This window comes from Campylobacter aviculae (assembly GCF_005406215.1).
Lineage (GTDB): Bacteria > Campylobacterota > Campylobacteria > Campylobacterales > Campylobacteraceae > Campylobacter_D > Campylobacter_D aviculae.
Genome location: NZ_NXMA01000008.1, coordinates 1 through 15,096, shown reverse-complemented (window position 1 = coordinate 15,096; position 15,096 = coordinate 1). Strand labels below are relative to the sequence as shown.

15 protein-coding genes are annotated in these 15,096 nt (G+C 30.5%); 5 read left to right on the top strand and 10 right to left on the bottom strand.

Annotation, left to right across the window (positions count from 1 at the left end):
- The first annotated feature begins 59 nt into the window (after positions 1-59).
- Complete coding sequence (locus CQA76_RS05170) at positions 60-1,574, top strand: putative transporter (protein ID WP_137622374.1); 1,515 nt, start codon at positions 60-62, stop codon at positions 1,572-1,574.
- A 57-nt stretch (positions 1,575-1,631) separates the two neighbouring features.
- Positions 1,632-2,990 carry a hemolysin family protein gene (locus tag CQA76_RS05165; protein ID WP_137622373.1) on the top strand — a complete coding sequence of 453 codons (1,359 nt, stop codon included), beginning with the start codon at positions 1,632-1,634 and terminating at the stop codon, positions 2,988-2,990.
- A 9-nt stretch (positions 2,991-2,999) separates the two neighbouring features.
- On the opposite strand, the gene CQA76_RS05160 is transcribed toward CQA76_RS05165, so the two are convergent.
- From CQA76_RS05160 to tig, 10 genes are read right to left on the bottom strand one after another with little or no spacing between them, the layout of a single operon-like run.
- Entirely contained in the window at positions 3,000-4,184 is a 1,185-nt protein-coding gene (locus tag CQA76_RS05160; protein ID WP_137622372.1) for a serine/threonine protein phosphatase, read from the bottom strand.
- A 10-nt stretch (positions 4,185-4,194) separates the two neighbouring features.
- On the bottom strand, positions 4,195-4,404 hold the full coding sequence (locus CQA76_RS05155; protein ID WP_137622371.1) for an alkylphosphonate utilization protein: 210 nt from the start codon (positions 4,402-4,404) through the stop codon (positions 4,195-4,197).
- Positions 4,397-5,116 carry a TerC family protein gene (locus CQA76_RS05150; protein WP_137622370.1) on the bottom strand — a complete coding sequence of 240 codons (720 nt, stop codon included), beginning with the start codon at positions 5,114-5,116 and terminating at the stop codon, positions 4,397-4,399. Before CQA76_RS05150 ends, CQA76_RS05155 begins: the two co-directional genes overlap by 8 nt.
- A 9-nt stretch (positions 5,117-5,125) precedes the next feature.
- A complete protein-coding gene (gene purN, locus CQA76_RS05145) occupies positions 5,126-5,704 on the bottom strand; it encodes a phosphoribosylglycinamide formyltransferase (protein ID WP_137622369.1) in 579 nt (192 codons plus the stop codon).
- The gene (locus tag CQA76_RS05140) at positions 5,695-7,053 is read right to left on the bottom strand and encodes an NAD(P)H-hydrate dehydratase (protein WP_137622368.1); all 1,359 of its coding nucleotides are present in this window, start codon (positions 7,051-7,053) and stop codon (positions 5,695-5,697) included. The genes purN and CQA76_RS05140 overlap by 10 nt, the downstream gene beginning before the upstream one ends.
- A complete protein-coding gene (locus tag CQA76_RS05135) occupies positions 7,037-7,735 on the bottom strand; it encodes an NYN domain-containing protein (protein ID WP_137622367.1) in 699 nt (232 codons plus the stop codon). Before CQA76_RS05135 ends, CQA76_RS05140 begins: the two co-directional genes overlap by 17 nt.
- 3 nt (positions 7,736-7,738) lie before the next feature.
- Positions 7,739-9,244, bottom strand: coding sequence for a YifB family Mg chelatase-like AAA ATPase (locus CQA76_RS05130; protein WP_137622366.1), 1,506 nt, complete (start codon positions 9,242-9,244; stop codon positions 7,739-7,741).
- Positions 9,241-9,768 carry a peptide deformylase gene (def, locus tag CQA76_RS05125; protein WP_137622365.1) on the bottom strand — a complete coding sequence of 176 codons (528 nt, stop codon included), beginning with the start codon at positions 9,766-9,768 and terminating at the stop codon, positions 9,241-9,243. Before def ends, CQA76_RS05130 begins: the two co-directional genes overlap by 4 nt.
- 19 nt (positions 9,769-9,787) lie before the next feature.
- Positions 9,788-10,372 carry an ATP-dependent Clp endopeptidase proteolytic subunit ClpP gene (gene clpP, locus CQA76_RS05120; RefSeq protein ID WP_137622364.1) on the bottom strand — a complete coding sequence of 195 codons (585 nt, stop codon included), beginning with the start codon at positions 10,370-10,372 and terminating at the stop codon, positions 9,788-9,790.
- A complete protein-coding gene (gene tig, locus CQA76_RS05115; RefSeq protein ID WP_137622363.1) occupies positions 10,372-11,697 on the bottom strand; it encodes a trigger factor in 1,326 nt (441 codons plus the stop codon). Before tig ends, clpP begins: the two co-directional genes overlap by 1 nt.
- Before the next feature lie 127 nt (positions 11,698-11,824).
- Between tig and folE the strand changes: the two genes are divergently transcribed.
- The 3 genes from folE to CQA76_RS05100 all read left to right on the top strand — a co-directional run.
- Positions 11,825-12,397 carry a GTP cyclohydrolase I FolE gene (folE, locus tag CQA76_RS05110; RefSeq protein WP_137622362.1) on the top strand — a complete coding sequence of 191 codons (573 nt, stop codon included), beginning with the start codon at positions 11,825-11,827 and terminating at the stop codon, positions 12,395-12,397.
- Complete coding sequence (fliI, locus tag CQA76_RS05105; protein WP_137622361.1) at positions 12,397-13,776, top strand: flagellar protein export ATPase FliI; 1,380 nt, start codon at positions 12,397-12,399, stop codon at positions 13,774-13,776. The genes folE and fliI overlap by 1 nt, the downstream gene beginning before the upstream one ends.
- A gap of 308 nt (positions 13,777-14,084) precedes the next feature.
- The coding region (locus CQA76_RS05100; protein WP_170999715.1) for a cache domain-containing protein at positions 14,085-15,096 on the top strand (1,012 nt) is incomplete at its 3' end.

Here is a 15,096-nt window from a genome sequence, read left to right as displayed (position 1 = left end):
TTATTATATCATTTTTTACCTTACTAAAGTAGAATATCAAAATATAAATAAGGAGATTAATGTTTTATTCTTTTTTTGCTTCTAAAAAGTGGGCTTTGTGGGCTTATTTGGGACTTTTTTTGCTTTTACTTTTTTTATATTTGCAAACAAGTTTTAATGTGGCGCTTAATTCTTGGTATAATGACTTTTATAACACCATCCAAAAACCAAAAATTAATGCTATTGTTTTAAATTTTGACGAAGCAAAATTCAAGCAAGATTTTAAAATCACACCTTCTTTACTTAGAGAACTTCACATTGACTCTAAAGACTATAATCAAAGTTTTGTGTATGAAAAAGCCAAGGCTAAAAAAATTCAAGAAATCCAAAATGAAAACAAACAAAGACTAAATATAGAAACCACGCAAAATTCATCCTATATTGACAAAGATATTTTTAGGCAAATTATCCAAATTTTAGAAGAACAAAAAGATTATAAAGAACAAAACTTAACCCAAATTTCTCAAAAAATTAAAGATAAAAATATCTTAAAGCAAAATTTATCCTTAGATCAAATTAACTTGTTAGTACAAAGCGTCATTAAGGCTAATGAACAGGCTAAAAATTCTTTTGAAAATGCTAATTTTATCAATAAATTTGCAATTTATTATTATCAAAATTTATTAAAATATTTTCTTCACACACCCGCGATACTTGAAAAACCTTTTTATGATTTGCAAGATTTTTATTCACTCATTTTTGTTTTTTTAGGCATTGCTATCCCTTATGTTATCATTGCAACGATTAATATTTATTTTGCAAGTATTTATGCTTTTAAATGGCGAGAGGCTATGACCTTTTCTTATTTAAAATTTTGGAAAAACAAAGATGATAATATAGAGGGAAGCTCACAAAGAATTCAAGAAGATGCTTATAATTTTTCTAAAATTGTAGAAAGTCTTGGTCTTGCTTTTATAAAAGCTTTGATGACTCTCATAGCTTTTATTCCTATTTTATGGAATTTAAGCGATTTAACTACCAAAGCATTGTTTTTCAATTTAGATGAAAATTCAAGCTTTTATTTTTTAAAAAATATGGATGGATTACTTGTTTATATTGCCCTTTTTATTTCTTTAGGTGGTTTGATAGCTTCTTGGTTTGTAGGGATTAAACTTCCAGGACTTGAATATAACAATCAAAAAGCAGAAGCAGCTTTTAGAAAAGAATTAGTTTATGCGGAAGATAATCGTAAAGAATACGCAAAAAATGAAACCATAATTGAACTTTTTACTGGACTTAAATTCAATTATAAAAGGCTTTTTTTACACTATGGTTATTTTAATATTTGGCTTATTTTATTTGAGCAAGTCATCGTTATCATTCCATTTTTAATTATGGCTCCAAGTCTTTTTGGAGGTATCATTACACTTGGAATTGTAATGCAAATTAATAATGCATTCGATCAAGTAAGAAGCTCTTTTAGTGTTTTTATCACAAATTGGACAACTATTACCCAACTTAGAAGTATTTACAAGCGTTTAAAAGAATTTGAAATCAATATAGAATATAAGGATTTGATACAAAAATTAAGCTAAAATTTTACTTTTAATTGTGTATAATTAGAATTTAATTTTAAAAAATAAGGAGTTTCATTGGACCCCAGTCAGGTTTTTGATTTAAACCAAACGTTACCTACAGCATCTTTTGATGCAGGATATTCTATACTTATGGTTGCCGTTGCGCTAGCTTTAGTATTTCTAAACGGCTTTTTTGTTTTATCTGAATTTAGTATTGTTAAAGTACGTCGATCAAAACTTGAAGAAATGATCAAAGAAAAAAAATCAGGTGCTAAACAGGCGCTAGAAGTTTCTTCTAAACTTGATACTTATTTGAGTGCTTGTCAATTAGGAATCACCCTAAGTTCCCTTGCTTTAGGTTGGATCGGTGAACCAGCCATTGCAAAAATGCTTGAAGCTGCACTTTTAAAATTAGGTTTTAATGCTGTTGTTATTCATACCATTTCTTTTATCATTGCCTTTAGTATTATCACTCTTTTGCATGTAGTTTTAGGTGAACTCGTACCAAAATCTATAGCTATAGCTATAGCTGATAAAGCTGTTCTTTGGATAGCCAGACCTCTTCATTGGTTTTGGATACTATTCTTACCTTGTATAAAAATTTTTGACTTTTTAGCAGCCATGAATTTAAAAATTTTTGGAATCAAACCCGCTAAAGAAAGCGAATTAACCCATAGTGAAGAAGAAATTAAAATCATTGCAAGCGAAAGTCAAAAAGGTGGAGTATTGGACGAATTTGAAACTGAAATCATCCGCAATGCAGTGGATTTTTCAGATACGGTTGCCAAAGAAATCATGACACCGCGCAAAGATATGGTTTGTTTAAACAAGCAAAAAACTTATGCAGAAAATATGCAAATCATTTGCGAACATAAACACACACGCTTTCCTTATATAGATGGTTCTAAAGATAGTATTCTAGGAATGATTCATATACGTGATATAGTTCAAAATGAATTAAAATCCAAAAGTGAAAACTTAGATTCTTTTATAAAGCCACTTATTTTAGTCCCTGAAAATATCAGTATTTCAAAAGTTCTTGTGAGAATGAATAAAGAAAGATCTCACACCGCACTTGTTATCGATGAATATGGTGGAACTGCTGGAATTTTAACCATGGAAGATATTATGGAAGAAATTATTGGCGAAATTAAAAGCGAAAATGAAGAAGATAGTTATAAAAAACTTGCGGATAATATCTATGAATTTCAAGGACGTTGCGATATTGAAACGGTTGAAGAAATGCTTTTAATCAGCTATGATGAAGATCTTGAACAAGTTACTATAGGAGGCTATGTCTTTAATCTATTGGGGCGTTTGCCAGTAGTTGGTGACCGAATAGAAGATGAGCTTTGTTATTATGAAGTTAAAAAAATGGATGGAAATTCTATAGAACGAGTTAAGGTTGTAAAAAAGACTGATGAAGAAGAGTAGGTGATTTACCTACTTTTTTCTGTAAATATGATTTTTTATTTCTATACACTTAAAACTTTCTTTATCCAAAGTTACAACACGTAAATATCCCCCATTATCTACTTTTCCTTCACACAAAAATACACGCTCTGCAATTTGAATTGGTAATTTTTTTCTATTTCTATGACCAAAAATTTGATAAATATTTTTTTCAGTAAAGCTACAAAATTGATTTGCAATGATTTGACTGTCTTCATAATGCCCCACTCCATAGATAAAATCATAGCTTGGTATAAAACTAATCTGCGGTGGATCAGAAGGCAAAGTATTAACCCCTCCGTGAGAGCAAAAAATTAATTTATCTTCAAATTTATAATACAAACATTCTTTAAAATAAGGAAGTAAATTTTTAGCATCTTTTGGAGTGAGCTTTTCTTTTTTAAAATCTTTTAGCGTATTTTCGTTGAATTCTTTGGAGTTTGAAATCTCCCCATTTGCCCATTTTATAAGATGATTTTCATGATTTCCTTCCAACAAACACACATTTTCTCTTTCACAAATTTTTAGCAAAAATTTTAAAACCTTAGCATTTTCAACACCTCTATTGATATAATCTCCTAAAAAAATATAATACTCATCTTCCTTGATTTTTTTAATATATTCTTTTAAAACACTATAGCATCCTTGTATATCTCCTATATGATGAATTTTTTTATAAGTACTTAAATCAGGAGCTTGATAAAGACATTTTTTCCAGTTATCTAAAGCTAAGGTTTGATACTTCTTAGAAGTTTTTTCAAGTAAAAAATGTGTTCTTTCTAAGAGTGAGTAAGGGATTGCAAAACCCTTATGTTTCGCTTTTTGTATGTTGTTTTTAAAACATTGCTCTAATGAAGTTTCAAATTCTATAACATACATTTCATATCGATATTTATTTGCTAATTCTTTATAATTTTTTAATGTTTGACTATAGATATTGGCTATACAAAATTCCCCTTTTTGCATACGCATTTCTAAAAGATTAAGTAAAATTTTATGCAATTTTTCATCATCTCTCGTATTTAAATTCTTATACTCATTTGCTATTTCTTTCACACTCCCAGCAAGCAAACGCAAAAAATTTAAATCAAGCGTATATTCTTGTAATTGATTTTGAGCAATAAATTCTTCTTGTCCTGCGTAATAATTTCCTCGCAATATGAGTAAAATTCGCAAAATTTTCTACCTAAATTTTCTTTAAAAATTCTGTTTTAAGAACAAGGGTTCCAAATTTATCTACCCTTGCTTCAATTTCATTATCTTTAGCAGTTAGTTTAATATTTTTTATCGTTGTCCCTCTTTTTAAAGTAGTACTAGCTCCTTTAACCTTGAGATCTTTAATCACACTCACATTGTCTCCTGAATTTAACTCGATTCCATTTGCATCTTTAGGCATCTTTTTCCTTTCTTTGATCTAAAATATTTAACACTTGAACGATTAAAGCAAAAACCATAGCTACATAAATATAAGTTTTATCAATATGCATATCAAAACTTTCTGCAACTAAAACACCTCCTATTAATACTAAAAATGCTAAAGCTAAAATTTTAATGCTTGGATATTTTTCTACAAAATCAGCAATAGGCTTAGAAGCAAAAAGCATCACCCCTACAGCAAGGATTACTGCTATAATCATAATCGTAACATCTTTAGCAATTCCCACAGCAGTAATCACGCTATCTAAAGAAAATACTATATCTATAACGGCTATTTCAGCTACAACCACCCAAAGTTTATTGCTTGCCTTAAATTGGCTTTCATTTTCTTCTTTGTGTAAAATTTGTTCTCTAATTTCTTTAATGGATTTAATAATTAAAAAAAGCCCACCAAGCAAAAGCACCAAATCCCTACCTGAAATTTCATTACCTAAAATATCAAACAAAGGCTTTGTAAGTTTCATAACCCAAAAAAGCGATAAAAGAAGTAAAATTCGCGTGATCATAGCAAAAGCAAGACCTAAAATACGTCCTTTATCTCGAGAATTTGGGGGTAATTTAGCCACTAAAATAGCTAAAAAAATGATATTATCAATCCCTAGCACAATTTCAAGTGCGGTTAAGGTGATCAAAACAATCCAGGAGTCAAAGCTAAAAACCCATTCAAACATTATTTTTCCTTAATTTTCTTGCTTTTCAAATATTTTTACCACACTATCAGGCAAAATCTCATATTCTAAGTTGTGAATTTTTTCTTCAAATTCATTAAAATTCATTTCTTCTTTTTCAAAAGCTTTTTGAGAGATGATTTTTCCGCCATCGAGTTCTTCATTGACCCAATGCACACTCACTCCAGCTACCTTCATATCGCTTTTAAAACTCTCTTCTATCGCATGAGCTCCTTTAAAAAGTGGAAGTAAAGAAGGATGAAGATTGATCGCTTTAATATTTTTTGTAAAAACAGGACTTAAAATTCTCATAAATCCAGCCAATATGGTTAAATCTGCGCCACTTTGTTGAATTTTTTCTACCAAAACTTGATCAAATTCTTCCCTAGAAGAAAAATTTTCATGCTCCACAATCACACTTTCAAGTCCATATTTTTTAGCCCTTTGTATGCCAAAAGCATTTTTTTTATTACAAAGACAAAGCACCACTTCATAAGTATTGCCTCTTATAGTTTTTTGGTGGAGTTTTTCTAAAATATTTTCTAAATTACTCCCATTCCCACTAAAAAGAACTGCTAATTTTACAAGCATTTTAACCCCTTTGCTAGCTTAATCGCATCAAAGCTATTTTTATTAAATTTATATTTTTTAGCAACCAAAGCATGGGCTAAACAAGCATTTTTAGCCGCCTTTAAAGCATTGAAATTGACTCCTAAAAGTGCAGCTATCATGCCACTTAAGACATCTCCACTTCCACCTTTTGCCAAAGCTTCATTGCCCAAATTAACCACAAATATTTTTTCTTTTTGTATGATAATAGGATTAGCTCCTTTAAGGACTAAAACACAATTATAATTTTTGGCAAATTTTTTCGCATAAAAAAAGCGATTTTTCTGCAAATTCTCCACGCTTAATTCTTCATCAAAACACATTTTCCAAAGTCTTGCAAATTCCTTTGGATGTGGAGTAATCACAACATCTTCTCTGTTTAAATACCACAAAATCGCTTCACTTAAAAAACAATTTGCATCCAAAACTAAAGGAATATTTTGCAAAGTCTCATCTTTTAGAAAATTTAAATCCTCAAGCCCCATACCTAAAGCTATAGCCGTGGCTTCATTAGAAATTTTTTGCTTTAGCATTAAAAGGGGTGAAAGAGTTTTTTTAGCAACCAAAGATACAAGCCCACTTCCAAAATTAAGCGCTCCAAGTCCTGCTAAAGTTCCCGCACTTGAATTTCCAACTATATAAACATGACCGAATTTACCTTTATTGGAATTGGCATTTCTTTTGATTGTTTTTAAATCTTTTTTTTCTAAAAGATTACTTTGTGAGTTAGGGGCAAATTTTTTCATTTTTACACCTAAATTTAAAAGCTTTATTTTTCCTACAAATTCTTTAGCAAAATCCTCAAGTAAAATTTCTTTTAAAGCACCCATACAAGCTGTAATATCGGCTTTAAAACAAGGATTAAAACCTAAATTTGTAGGAATATCACAAGCAATTTTTAAAGCCTTGCTTTTATTGACTTTTTCTAACAATGCATAATACTTTTCATCCAAAGCCCTATTAGATCCTGTGCCTAAAATACAATCAACAATGATTTTAAATTTATGAATTTTGGGTTCTTTTTTCATCATTTTAAAACCAAAATGAGTTAAAATTTGCTCTTGCTGTCTAAAAATATCATTTTCTTTAAAACCTAATTTATAAGCCTTAACCTTTTTAAGATGTCTTATAGCGACAAGCCCATCTGCTGCATTATTACCACCGCCTAATAAAAATAAAATTTGAGAATTTTTAACCCCTAATTTTTTAGCTTTTTGTGAAATAAGCCTTGCTAAAGCTGCACCTGCATTTTCCATTAAAATCATTTCACTTAAGCCTTTATTTATGGCATTTTTCTCTAAAAATTGGATATTATCAGTAATAGCTTTCATCGTCTTTAGCCACTAAAAAATAAATATTTTTTTCTCTTTTTTCTTTAAATTTTTTCATTTTAGGTAAAAATTTCTGCACAAGAGCCCTAAAATTTTTAAATCCGTAATTTTGAGGATTAAAATCAGAATATTTTCTATTCATATTGGTGCGAATTTGGGCGTATTCTGCACGACCCTTTTCATCAATAAGTTGTTCGGTGATATTGATCAAGGTTTTTAAGTAATCATTGCTTAAGACATTTTTTTTCTTTCTTTCATCTTGATCAAGGTAAAAAAATTCACTAAAAGCATTGACATAAGATTGTATCGATTTTTCAAGTCCCATGCCAATGACTTGTTTTTTATTTTCTCTAAGTTTTTGGATAAGCGAAGTATAATCACTATCACTTGAAACGATTACAAAAATATCAATATTTTTCTCATAAAATACGCTCATAATTTCTGTAATCAAATACATATCGCTAGAATTTTTATTGGCCGCAAAATTAAATTGCTGCATGGCAATGAGTGAGTATTGTGCGATTTGCTCTTTCCAATTTTGAATATTTTTTTGAGTCCAATCCCCATAAATACGCTTGATAATAATCTCTCCATAATCTGATGCGATATCAAAAATACTTTTGGCGTATTTTGCGGGAATATTTTCAGCATCGATAAAAATAGCTATGCTTTTATTTTCCATTATTTAACCTCTTATCCTAAAACTTAAAGTTTCTAAAATATGACTTTTATTTATGATTTCTTTCTCTTGTAAATCCGCTATACTTCTTGAAACCTTTAAAACCTTATTAACAGATCTTAATGAGAGATTATAACGAGAAATTGCTAAATCAAGGGTATCTTTAGCATCTTTTTCTAAAGGACAAAAATTTTGCAAATCTTCATCTTTTAATTTTCCATTGAATTCTTTTTGTCCTCGCTTTTTTCCAAAAATAAAGCCTTGCAAAATTTTTTCACTCATTTCCTTAGAAGTCACACTTGCTTTATCATCCTTACTGATTTCATCCATAGCAACATACAAATCAATACGATCCATCACAGCGGATGAAATATGATTTTTGTATTTTTTAATTTCATTATCTGTGCAAGTACAAGATAAATTTTTAGAAAATAAATTAGCACAAGGGCAAGGATTTTGTGCTGCAACAAAGCTAAATTTTGTTTCATAGGTGGTTTTAGAATTTACCCTTGAAATATGAATTTTATAATCCTCCAAAGGCTCTCTTAAACTTTCTATGATTTGTTTATTAAAATGCGGAAATTCATCAAAAAATAAAACTCCACCATTTGCGAGTGCCACCTCTCCAATTTTAGCATTTTTAGCACCCCCTCCAAAAATACTTGCTCTAGTAGAAGTGTGATGCGGATGACGAAAAGATCTTGTTTTAGCAAATTCGCATTCTTTAGAATTTAAAGACATGTAAGCATTTTGCATTAAAACCTCACTCAAACTTTGAGGAGGCATAATATAAACTAGGCGTTTTGCACACATACTTTTGCCACTTCCTGGACTTCCTTCAAAAAGTATATTATGCATTCCAAGCGCAGCAATCATACAAGCTTTTTTAGCTTTTTCCTGCCCTTTTACATCTTTAAAATCTAAATCAAATTGATTATTAGGGATAAAAATTTCATCATTGATTTTTAAAGGATTACTAAATAAAGGATGGTTTTGCAAAAATTTAAATTTTTCGTAATTTTTTTCTTTGAAAAATTCAATCGCCTCATTTAAATTTTCAAGTCCGTAAATTTCTAAGTTAGGGATCATAGAAGCTTTTAAGGCTATACTTTTTGGCACAACAACTCTAGCATGTTTTACTTTGGCGGATAAAAATAAAAGAAGAGAAAAGAGTTCATTGGTGCTTTTTATACTTCCATCAAGTCCTAATTCTCCTACTACAAAAAAATCATCTAATTCTTCATTTTGAAGCAAAATAAGCACCGCAATAGCTAGATCAAAATGCGATCCTCTTTTAGGAATTCCTGAAGGGCTTAGATTGATAGTGATTTTTTTAGCTGGAAATACAAAATCACAACTTAAAAGCGTCGCCTTAATACGCTCAATACTTTCTTTTATCGCTGTGTTTGCAAGTCCTACTATGCTTAAATTAGGCAAACCTCTTGTAAAAGTTGATTCTACGTCAATAATATCTAAATTTTCATCAAAGCTGATACATTTTAATTTTTTCATTTAGCTTTTTTTTGATTTTTCAATTTCTTTTTAAAATCTTTATCGAATTTTTGCCTTTTTAAAAAAGAAATTTTTTCTATAAATAAATGCCCATTTAAATGATCATTTTCATGCTGTATAGCTACAGCTAAAAAACCTTTAGCTTCTAATTCTTTATGTTCTCCAAAACGATCTTGGTATTTTAACAAAATATGATTATAACGTTGCACTTCTTCAAAAAAATCAGGGATACTTAAACATCCTTCCGTATGAGTGATCATTTCTTCATTTAAAGGGATAATCTCAGGATTGATGATTTCAAGCAAATCTTCCTTTTTTTGCTCTCCTTCTTCATCTAAAATATTTACTAATAAAACTCGCAAAGGAACATCAATCTGTATAGCAGCCAAACCGACTCCTTGGCTAGCAATCATCGTTTCATACATATCATCAAGTAAAGCATGTAAATCAGAATTAAATTCCTTAATAGGCTCTGAGTTTAAAAAAAGTCTAGGATTAGGATAAGTAATAATCTTTCTAACCATAAAATTTTATCACCTTTAATTATTTAAAACTTTTTTCCAAAACCTTATCGATCAAACCATACTCTTTAGCCTCTTGTGCTGACATGAAAAAATCTCTTTCTGTATCTTTGGCGATTTTAGCGACTTTTTGCTTAGTATTTTTAGCTAAAATATCATTAAGTATGGTTTTAAGTCTTAAAATTTCTTTAGCTTGAATTTCTATATCTGTTGCTTGTCCTCTAGCACCACCCAAAGGTTGATGGATCATAATTCTTGAATGAGGTAAAGCAAAACGTTTGCCTTCCGCCCCACAACTTAATAAAAACGCTCCCATAGAAGCTGCCTGACCTATACAAATAGTGCATACATCTGGCTTAATATAATTCATAGTATCATAAATACTAAAACCGCTTGTGATCACCCCACCTGGAGAATTAATATAAAGATAAATATCTTTTTGCGGATCTTCAGCTTCTAAAAAAAGAAGTTGAGCTACGATTGAAGCAGCAAGTTCATCATGAATTTCACCGCTAAGCATCACTATTCTATCCTTTAAAAGTCTAGAATAAATATCATAACTTCTTTCTCCGCGACTTGATTTTTCAATAACATAAGGAATAACCATTATTTATCCTCTTTTTGTTTTTTGCTTGATTTTTCTGTTTTTGGCATAAAAATATCATTGAAAAGTTTTTCTTCGATTAAAGCCATTTTTACAGCTGGTAAAGCTCCTTGTTTTTTATAATTATCCAAATGTTCTTTTGGATTCATTCCGTAACGATATGCTTCAAAATAAATCGCTTGGACAAGCTCTTGATCACTTACTTCTATTTTGCGAATTTTTGCAAGCTCATCGATAATAAAAGTAAGTTTTACGCTTTTTTGTGCTTCTTCCTTAAAAGAATTACGTTTTTCTTGATATTTTTCTTTATCAGCTTTCATTTCTTCAATTTCTTTTTCACTAAAAGTATTAAATGCTGCACGGAATTGCATATCTGTTTCTTGCTCTACTATGCCGCGTGGTAAATCGAAATTATATCCTGCAATTAAAGCGTCCGCAAATTTAGCTTTTAATTCATCATTTACGAGTTTAAAGAATTTCTCATTTTTAATTTGCTCTTTTAATTTTTCATCCAAAAGCTCTGCACTTGGTTTATCTTCATTTGGTAAAAGTTTTTTAAGCATTTCTTCATCAAGTTCTGGCATTTTAAGCTCTTGAATTTCATGAAGTTTTACTTTAAATACCGCATCTTTTCCTGCCAAATGAGGAGCTCCATATTCTTTAGGAAAAGTAACATTGATATCTTTTTCTTCTCCTATTTTCATTCCTATCATACCTTCTTCAAAACCTGGTATGAATTGCTTAGAACCTATTTCTAAAATATAATTTTCAGCCTTACCGCCATCAAAAGGTTTTTCATCTACAAAACCTTCAAAATCAAATTTAGCAAAATCTCCCTCTTTTAAAGCTCTTTTTGTTTTTATAGCTTCAGGAGTTGCAAATCTTTTTAATAATTCTTCTTTTTTTTCATCGATTTCTTTTTTTGTTACTTTAGGAGTTTGATACTCAGGAATAAGTTTTTCATAACCATCAAGTTTAAATTCAGGTTTAAAAGAAAGTGCTAATTCTGCAACTATCTCTCCATTTTGACGATCAAATTTTTCAAAATAAGGCTCACCAACAAGCTCTTTTGCTTCTTTTTTTAACTCTTTTAAAGCATTATCCACAGCGGATTTAAAAAGATTTTGTTCTGCATCTTGAGTTAATTCTTTTTCATATCTTTTAAGTACAGCTGCGACTGGAACTTTTCCGGGTCTAAAGCCATCCATTTTTATATTTTTAGAAGCTTTTTTTGCCAAATTTTCTACTTCATTTTTAATCATTCCCGAAGGAATTTTTACACTAGCAGTCGCATTTACAGAATCTAATTGCTTTGCTTTTACTTCCATGATTATTTTTCCTTATAAAATAAAATTTAGCTTTAATAATAACAAATTTTTCCTTATTACTTGCATAAAATTTTAAAGCAATTTATGATAAAATGATAAAAATTAAAAACAACACGTGGAGATAATCTTGCAAAAAGAGTTTGAAAAATGTGTAACAACCATACTTGAGTCCGTAGGAGAAAATCCAAATAGAGAAGGATTACTAAAAACTCCTAATCGCGTTTTCAAGGCTTTTCAATTTTTAACTAAAGGCTATCATGAAAATATTAAAGATGTTTTAAACGACGCCCTGTTTCAAAGCTCTAACAATGAAATGGTTTTAGTTCGTGATATAGAATTTTATAGTCTTTGCGAACATCATCTTTTGCCATTTTTTGGACGCGTCCATGTGGCTTATATCCCCGATCAAAAAGTTGTAGGCTTGAGTAAAATTCCTCGTCTTGTAGAAGTTTTTGCAAGGCGTTTGCAAATTCAAGAACAACTCACAGAGCAAATCGCTGATGCACTCATGGAAAATGTTAATGCAAAAGGAGTAGGCGTTGTTATAGAAGCACGTCATATGTGCGTGGAAATGCGTGGGGTGCAAAAGGTTAATTCTACTACTTCCACTTCAGCCCTTAGAGGGTTGTTTTTAAAAAATGAAAAAACACGCAAAGAATTTTTTGAACTTATCAATTCCCCTAAACAGGTTCGTTTTTAATGAATTTAGAAAAACTACGATCTAAGCTAGGCAAAGAAAATTTAAGTGCTGTTTTTGGAGAGATTACAAAAATATCAGCTACTAGTATAGAAATTCGCGGACTTAAAACAGGAGTTGGAGATATCGTTAAACTTGTTTCTAATGAAAATCCAAATTTAAATACTTTGGCTATGGTTGTAGAAATCAAAGAACAATTTAGCTATCTAAGTCCTTTTAGTTTTATAGAAGGTTTTAAAATCGGAGATAAAGCTTTTATTAGCGACGCTGGAATGCAAATAGGAGTGAGTGATGAACTTCTAGGACGAGTGGTTGATCCTTTTATGCGTCCTAAAGATGGAAAAGCTCCTATTGAGGTAAGTAAATACATGCCTATCATGCGTGCTCCTATTGATGCGATGAAAAGGGGTTTGATTGAAGAAGTTTTTCCTGTAGGTGTTAAAACTATCGATGCTTTATTAACTTGTGGAGTAGGACAAAAATTAGGTATTTTTGCAGGAAGTGGGGTAGGAAAGTCTACCCTTATGGGAATGATAGTTAAAAATTCAAAAGCACCTATAAAAGTGGTAGCTCTAATCGGTGAAAGAGGACGCGAAATCCCTGAATTTATACAAAAGAATTTAGGTGGAAAACTTGATGATACAGTCATCATTGTGGCAACAAGTGATGATAGTGCCTTGATGCGTAAATATGGTGCGTTTTGTGCTATGAGTGTGGCAGAATATTTCAAAGAACAGGGCAAAGACGTTCTTTTTATCATGGATAGTGTAACGCGTTTTGCTATGGCTCAAAGGGAAATAGGACTTGCCCTTGGCGAACCCCCTACAACCAAAGGATATCCACCTAGCGTTTTAAGTCTTTTGCCTCAACTGATGGAAAGAACTGGAAAAGAAGAAGGAAAAGGAACTATCACAGCATTTTTTACCGTGCTTGTTGATGGAGATGATATGAGTGATCCAATCGCTGATCAAAGCAGATCTATTTTAGATGGACACATAGTTTTAAGCAGAGAGCTTACTGATTTTGGAATTTACCCACCTATTAATATACAAAATTCGGCCTCAAGGGTTATGGGAGATATCATCACACCTGAACATAAACTCTTAGCAAGAAAATTTAAAAGACTTAATTCTTTATTAAAAGAAAATGAAGTTTTACTCCGTATTGGTGCTTATCAAAAAGGAAGTGATAGAGAGCTTGATGAAGCTATTGCTAAAAAAGATTTTATGCAAAAATTTTTAGGGCAAAATCCTGAAGAAAGTTTTGAATTTGATGAAACTATAAAGCTTTTAGAACAAATTGATGTCAATATTACAGCTCAAAATGCAAACGCAGGCAGTATGAATGCTGTTTTACCCAATCCAAATCAAGCACAACAATAAAAGTTGAAACCAATCTTTTTCACTATGACAAAATCAATGATTACGCTTTAAAATTTGAGTAATACGACAGCTTTTCTTTAAATGGATTCTAGTAAATTTTGCATTAGCTTTTATTTTACTTAAATGATTTTTAAGTTCTTTCATCTAGTTTTCTAAAACTTTATCAGCACACTGAAAATTTCTTTAATTAAATCTAAGATATAATTTTTAACTAATTTAAGCTTTTTATTTTTTTTTTTTTTATAATTGCAATTTTTATTTATAAGTTAAATTTTAAAAATAAACAAAAATATTTTCAGGAGGAAACAATGAAAGAAAAAAAGAAATCTTTCAGTATATCTTTAAAATTAACCTTATATGCAGGTTTATTGATAGCTATTATATTAGCTATTACCAATTCATTTAGTTATTTTAAATCTAAAAATAGCACTTTTGAATTGCTAAGACATAATCAAATGAAAGTAGCAGAGGATGTTGCTACAGCTTTTAATGACTATGGAAACAATAGACGAAAAGCCGTAGAAGTTTTAGCTAAAGAAATTCAAAAAGTTCTAAACAAAGGTAACGATGAAGAAGTTTTTGGTTTGCTAGAGTCTTTCAAAGAAGCTTTTCATTTTGATTTGATTTATTTAGGTTTTGAGGATACTGGAAAAGTTTTTCTATCAAATTGGAAAGTATTAGATTCTAGTTCATTTGATCTCAAAAATGCAACATGGTATAAAGATGCTAAAAAGGCAACAAAACCTGATGCTTATGGTCCTTACCAATCAGTGAATGGAGGTCATGTTTTAACTTACGCAATGCCTATTTATCAAGGTAGTAAATTGATTGGTGTTGTTGGTGCAGATTATACTTTAGAGCAGTACTCAAAAGACGTTTTAGTTTATGGAAAATCCGCAAATACTTATGCAGCAGTTTATAGTCCAGATGGTGAGATTATGTTTCACGAGTATTTAGATAGAATTCTTACAAAAAATCCATTGAGTATTAACATAACCAATGTGATCAATTCTAATCCGGATTTCTATTTAAATCCAGAAGAAAAAAATTCTCTCTTTGAAGCTAGTGATGACAAGGGAAATTCTTATGAAGTGTTATGTAATAAAACCTTAAATCCTAAATTTAGAATATGTGCAGTAACTGAAAGCAAAGTCTATACAAGCTCTATTAGAGAAATTCTTTTCACACAAGCTCTTGCAGGTATTATAGCTACCGTTGTAGCCCTCATCCTAATCAGAATCTTAATCTCAAGAGGTCTCTCCCCACTCACCACCATCCAAAGTGGTCTTAACTCATTCTTTGATTTCATCAATCATAAAA

Coding starts and splice junctions, on each gene's coding strand:
- def (WP_137622365.1), bottom strand. CDS start 9,768: ATGGTTAGAAAGATTATTACTTATCCTAATCCTAGACTTTTTTTAAAC.
- CQA76_RS05170 (WP_137622374.1), top strand. CDS start 60: ATGTTTTATTCTTTTTTTGCTTCTAAAAAGTGGGCTTTGTGGGCTTAT.
- clpP (WP_137622364.1), bottom strand. CDS start 10,372: ATGGTTATTCCTTATGTTATTGAAAAATCAAGTCGCGGAGAAAGAAGT.
- CQA76_RS05130 (WP_137622366.1), bottom strand. CDS start 9,244: ATGAAAAAATTAAAATGTATCAGCTTTGATGAAAATTTAGATATTATT.
- tig (WP_137622363.1), bottom strand. CDS start 11,697: ATGGAAGTAAAAGCAAAGCAATTAGATTCTGTAAATGCGACTGCTAGT.
- CQA76_RS05140 (WP_137622368.1), bottom strand. CDS start 7,053: ATGAAAGCTATTACTGATAATATCCAATTTTTAGAGAAAAATGCCATA.
- purN (WP_137622369.1), bottom strand. CDS start 5,704: ATGCTTGTAAAATTAGCAGTTCTTTTTAGTGGGAATGGGAGTAATTTA.
- fliI (WP_137622361.1), top strand. CDS start 12,397: ATGAATTTAGAAAAACTACGATCTAAGCTAGGCAAAGAAAATTTAAGT.
- CQA76_RS05135 (WP_137622367.1), bottom strand. CDS start 7,735: ATGGAAAATAAAAGCATAGCTATTTTTATCGATGCTGAAAATATTCCC.
- CQA76_RS05150 (WP_137622370.1), bottom strand. CDS start 5,116: ATGTTTGAATGGGTTTTTAGCTTTGACTCCTGGATTGTTTTGATCACC.
- CQA76_RS05155 (WP_137622371.1), bottom strand. CDS start 4,404: ATGCCTAAAGATGCAAATGGAATCGAGTTAAATTCAGGAGACAATGTG.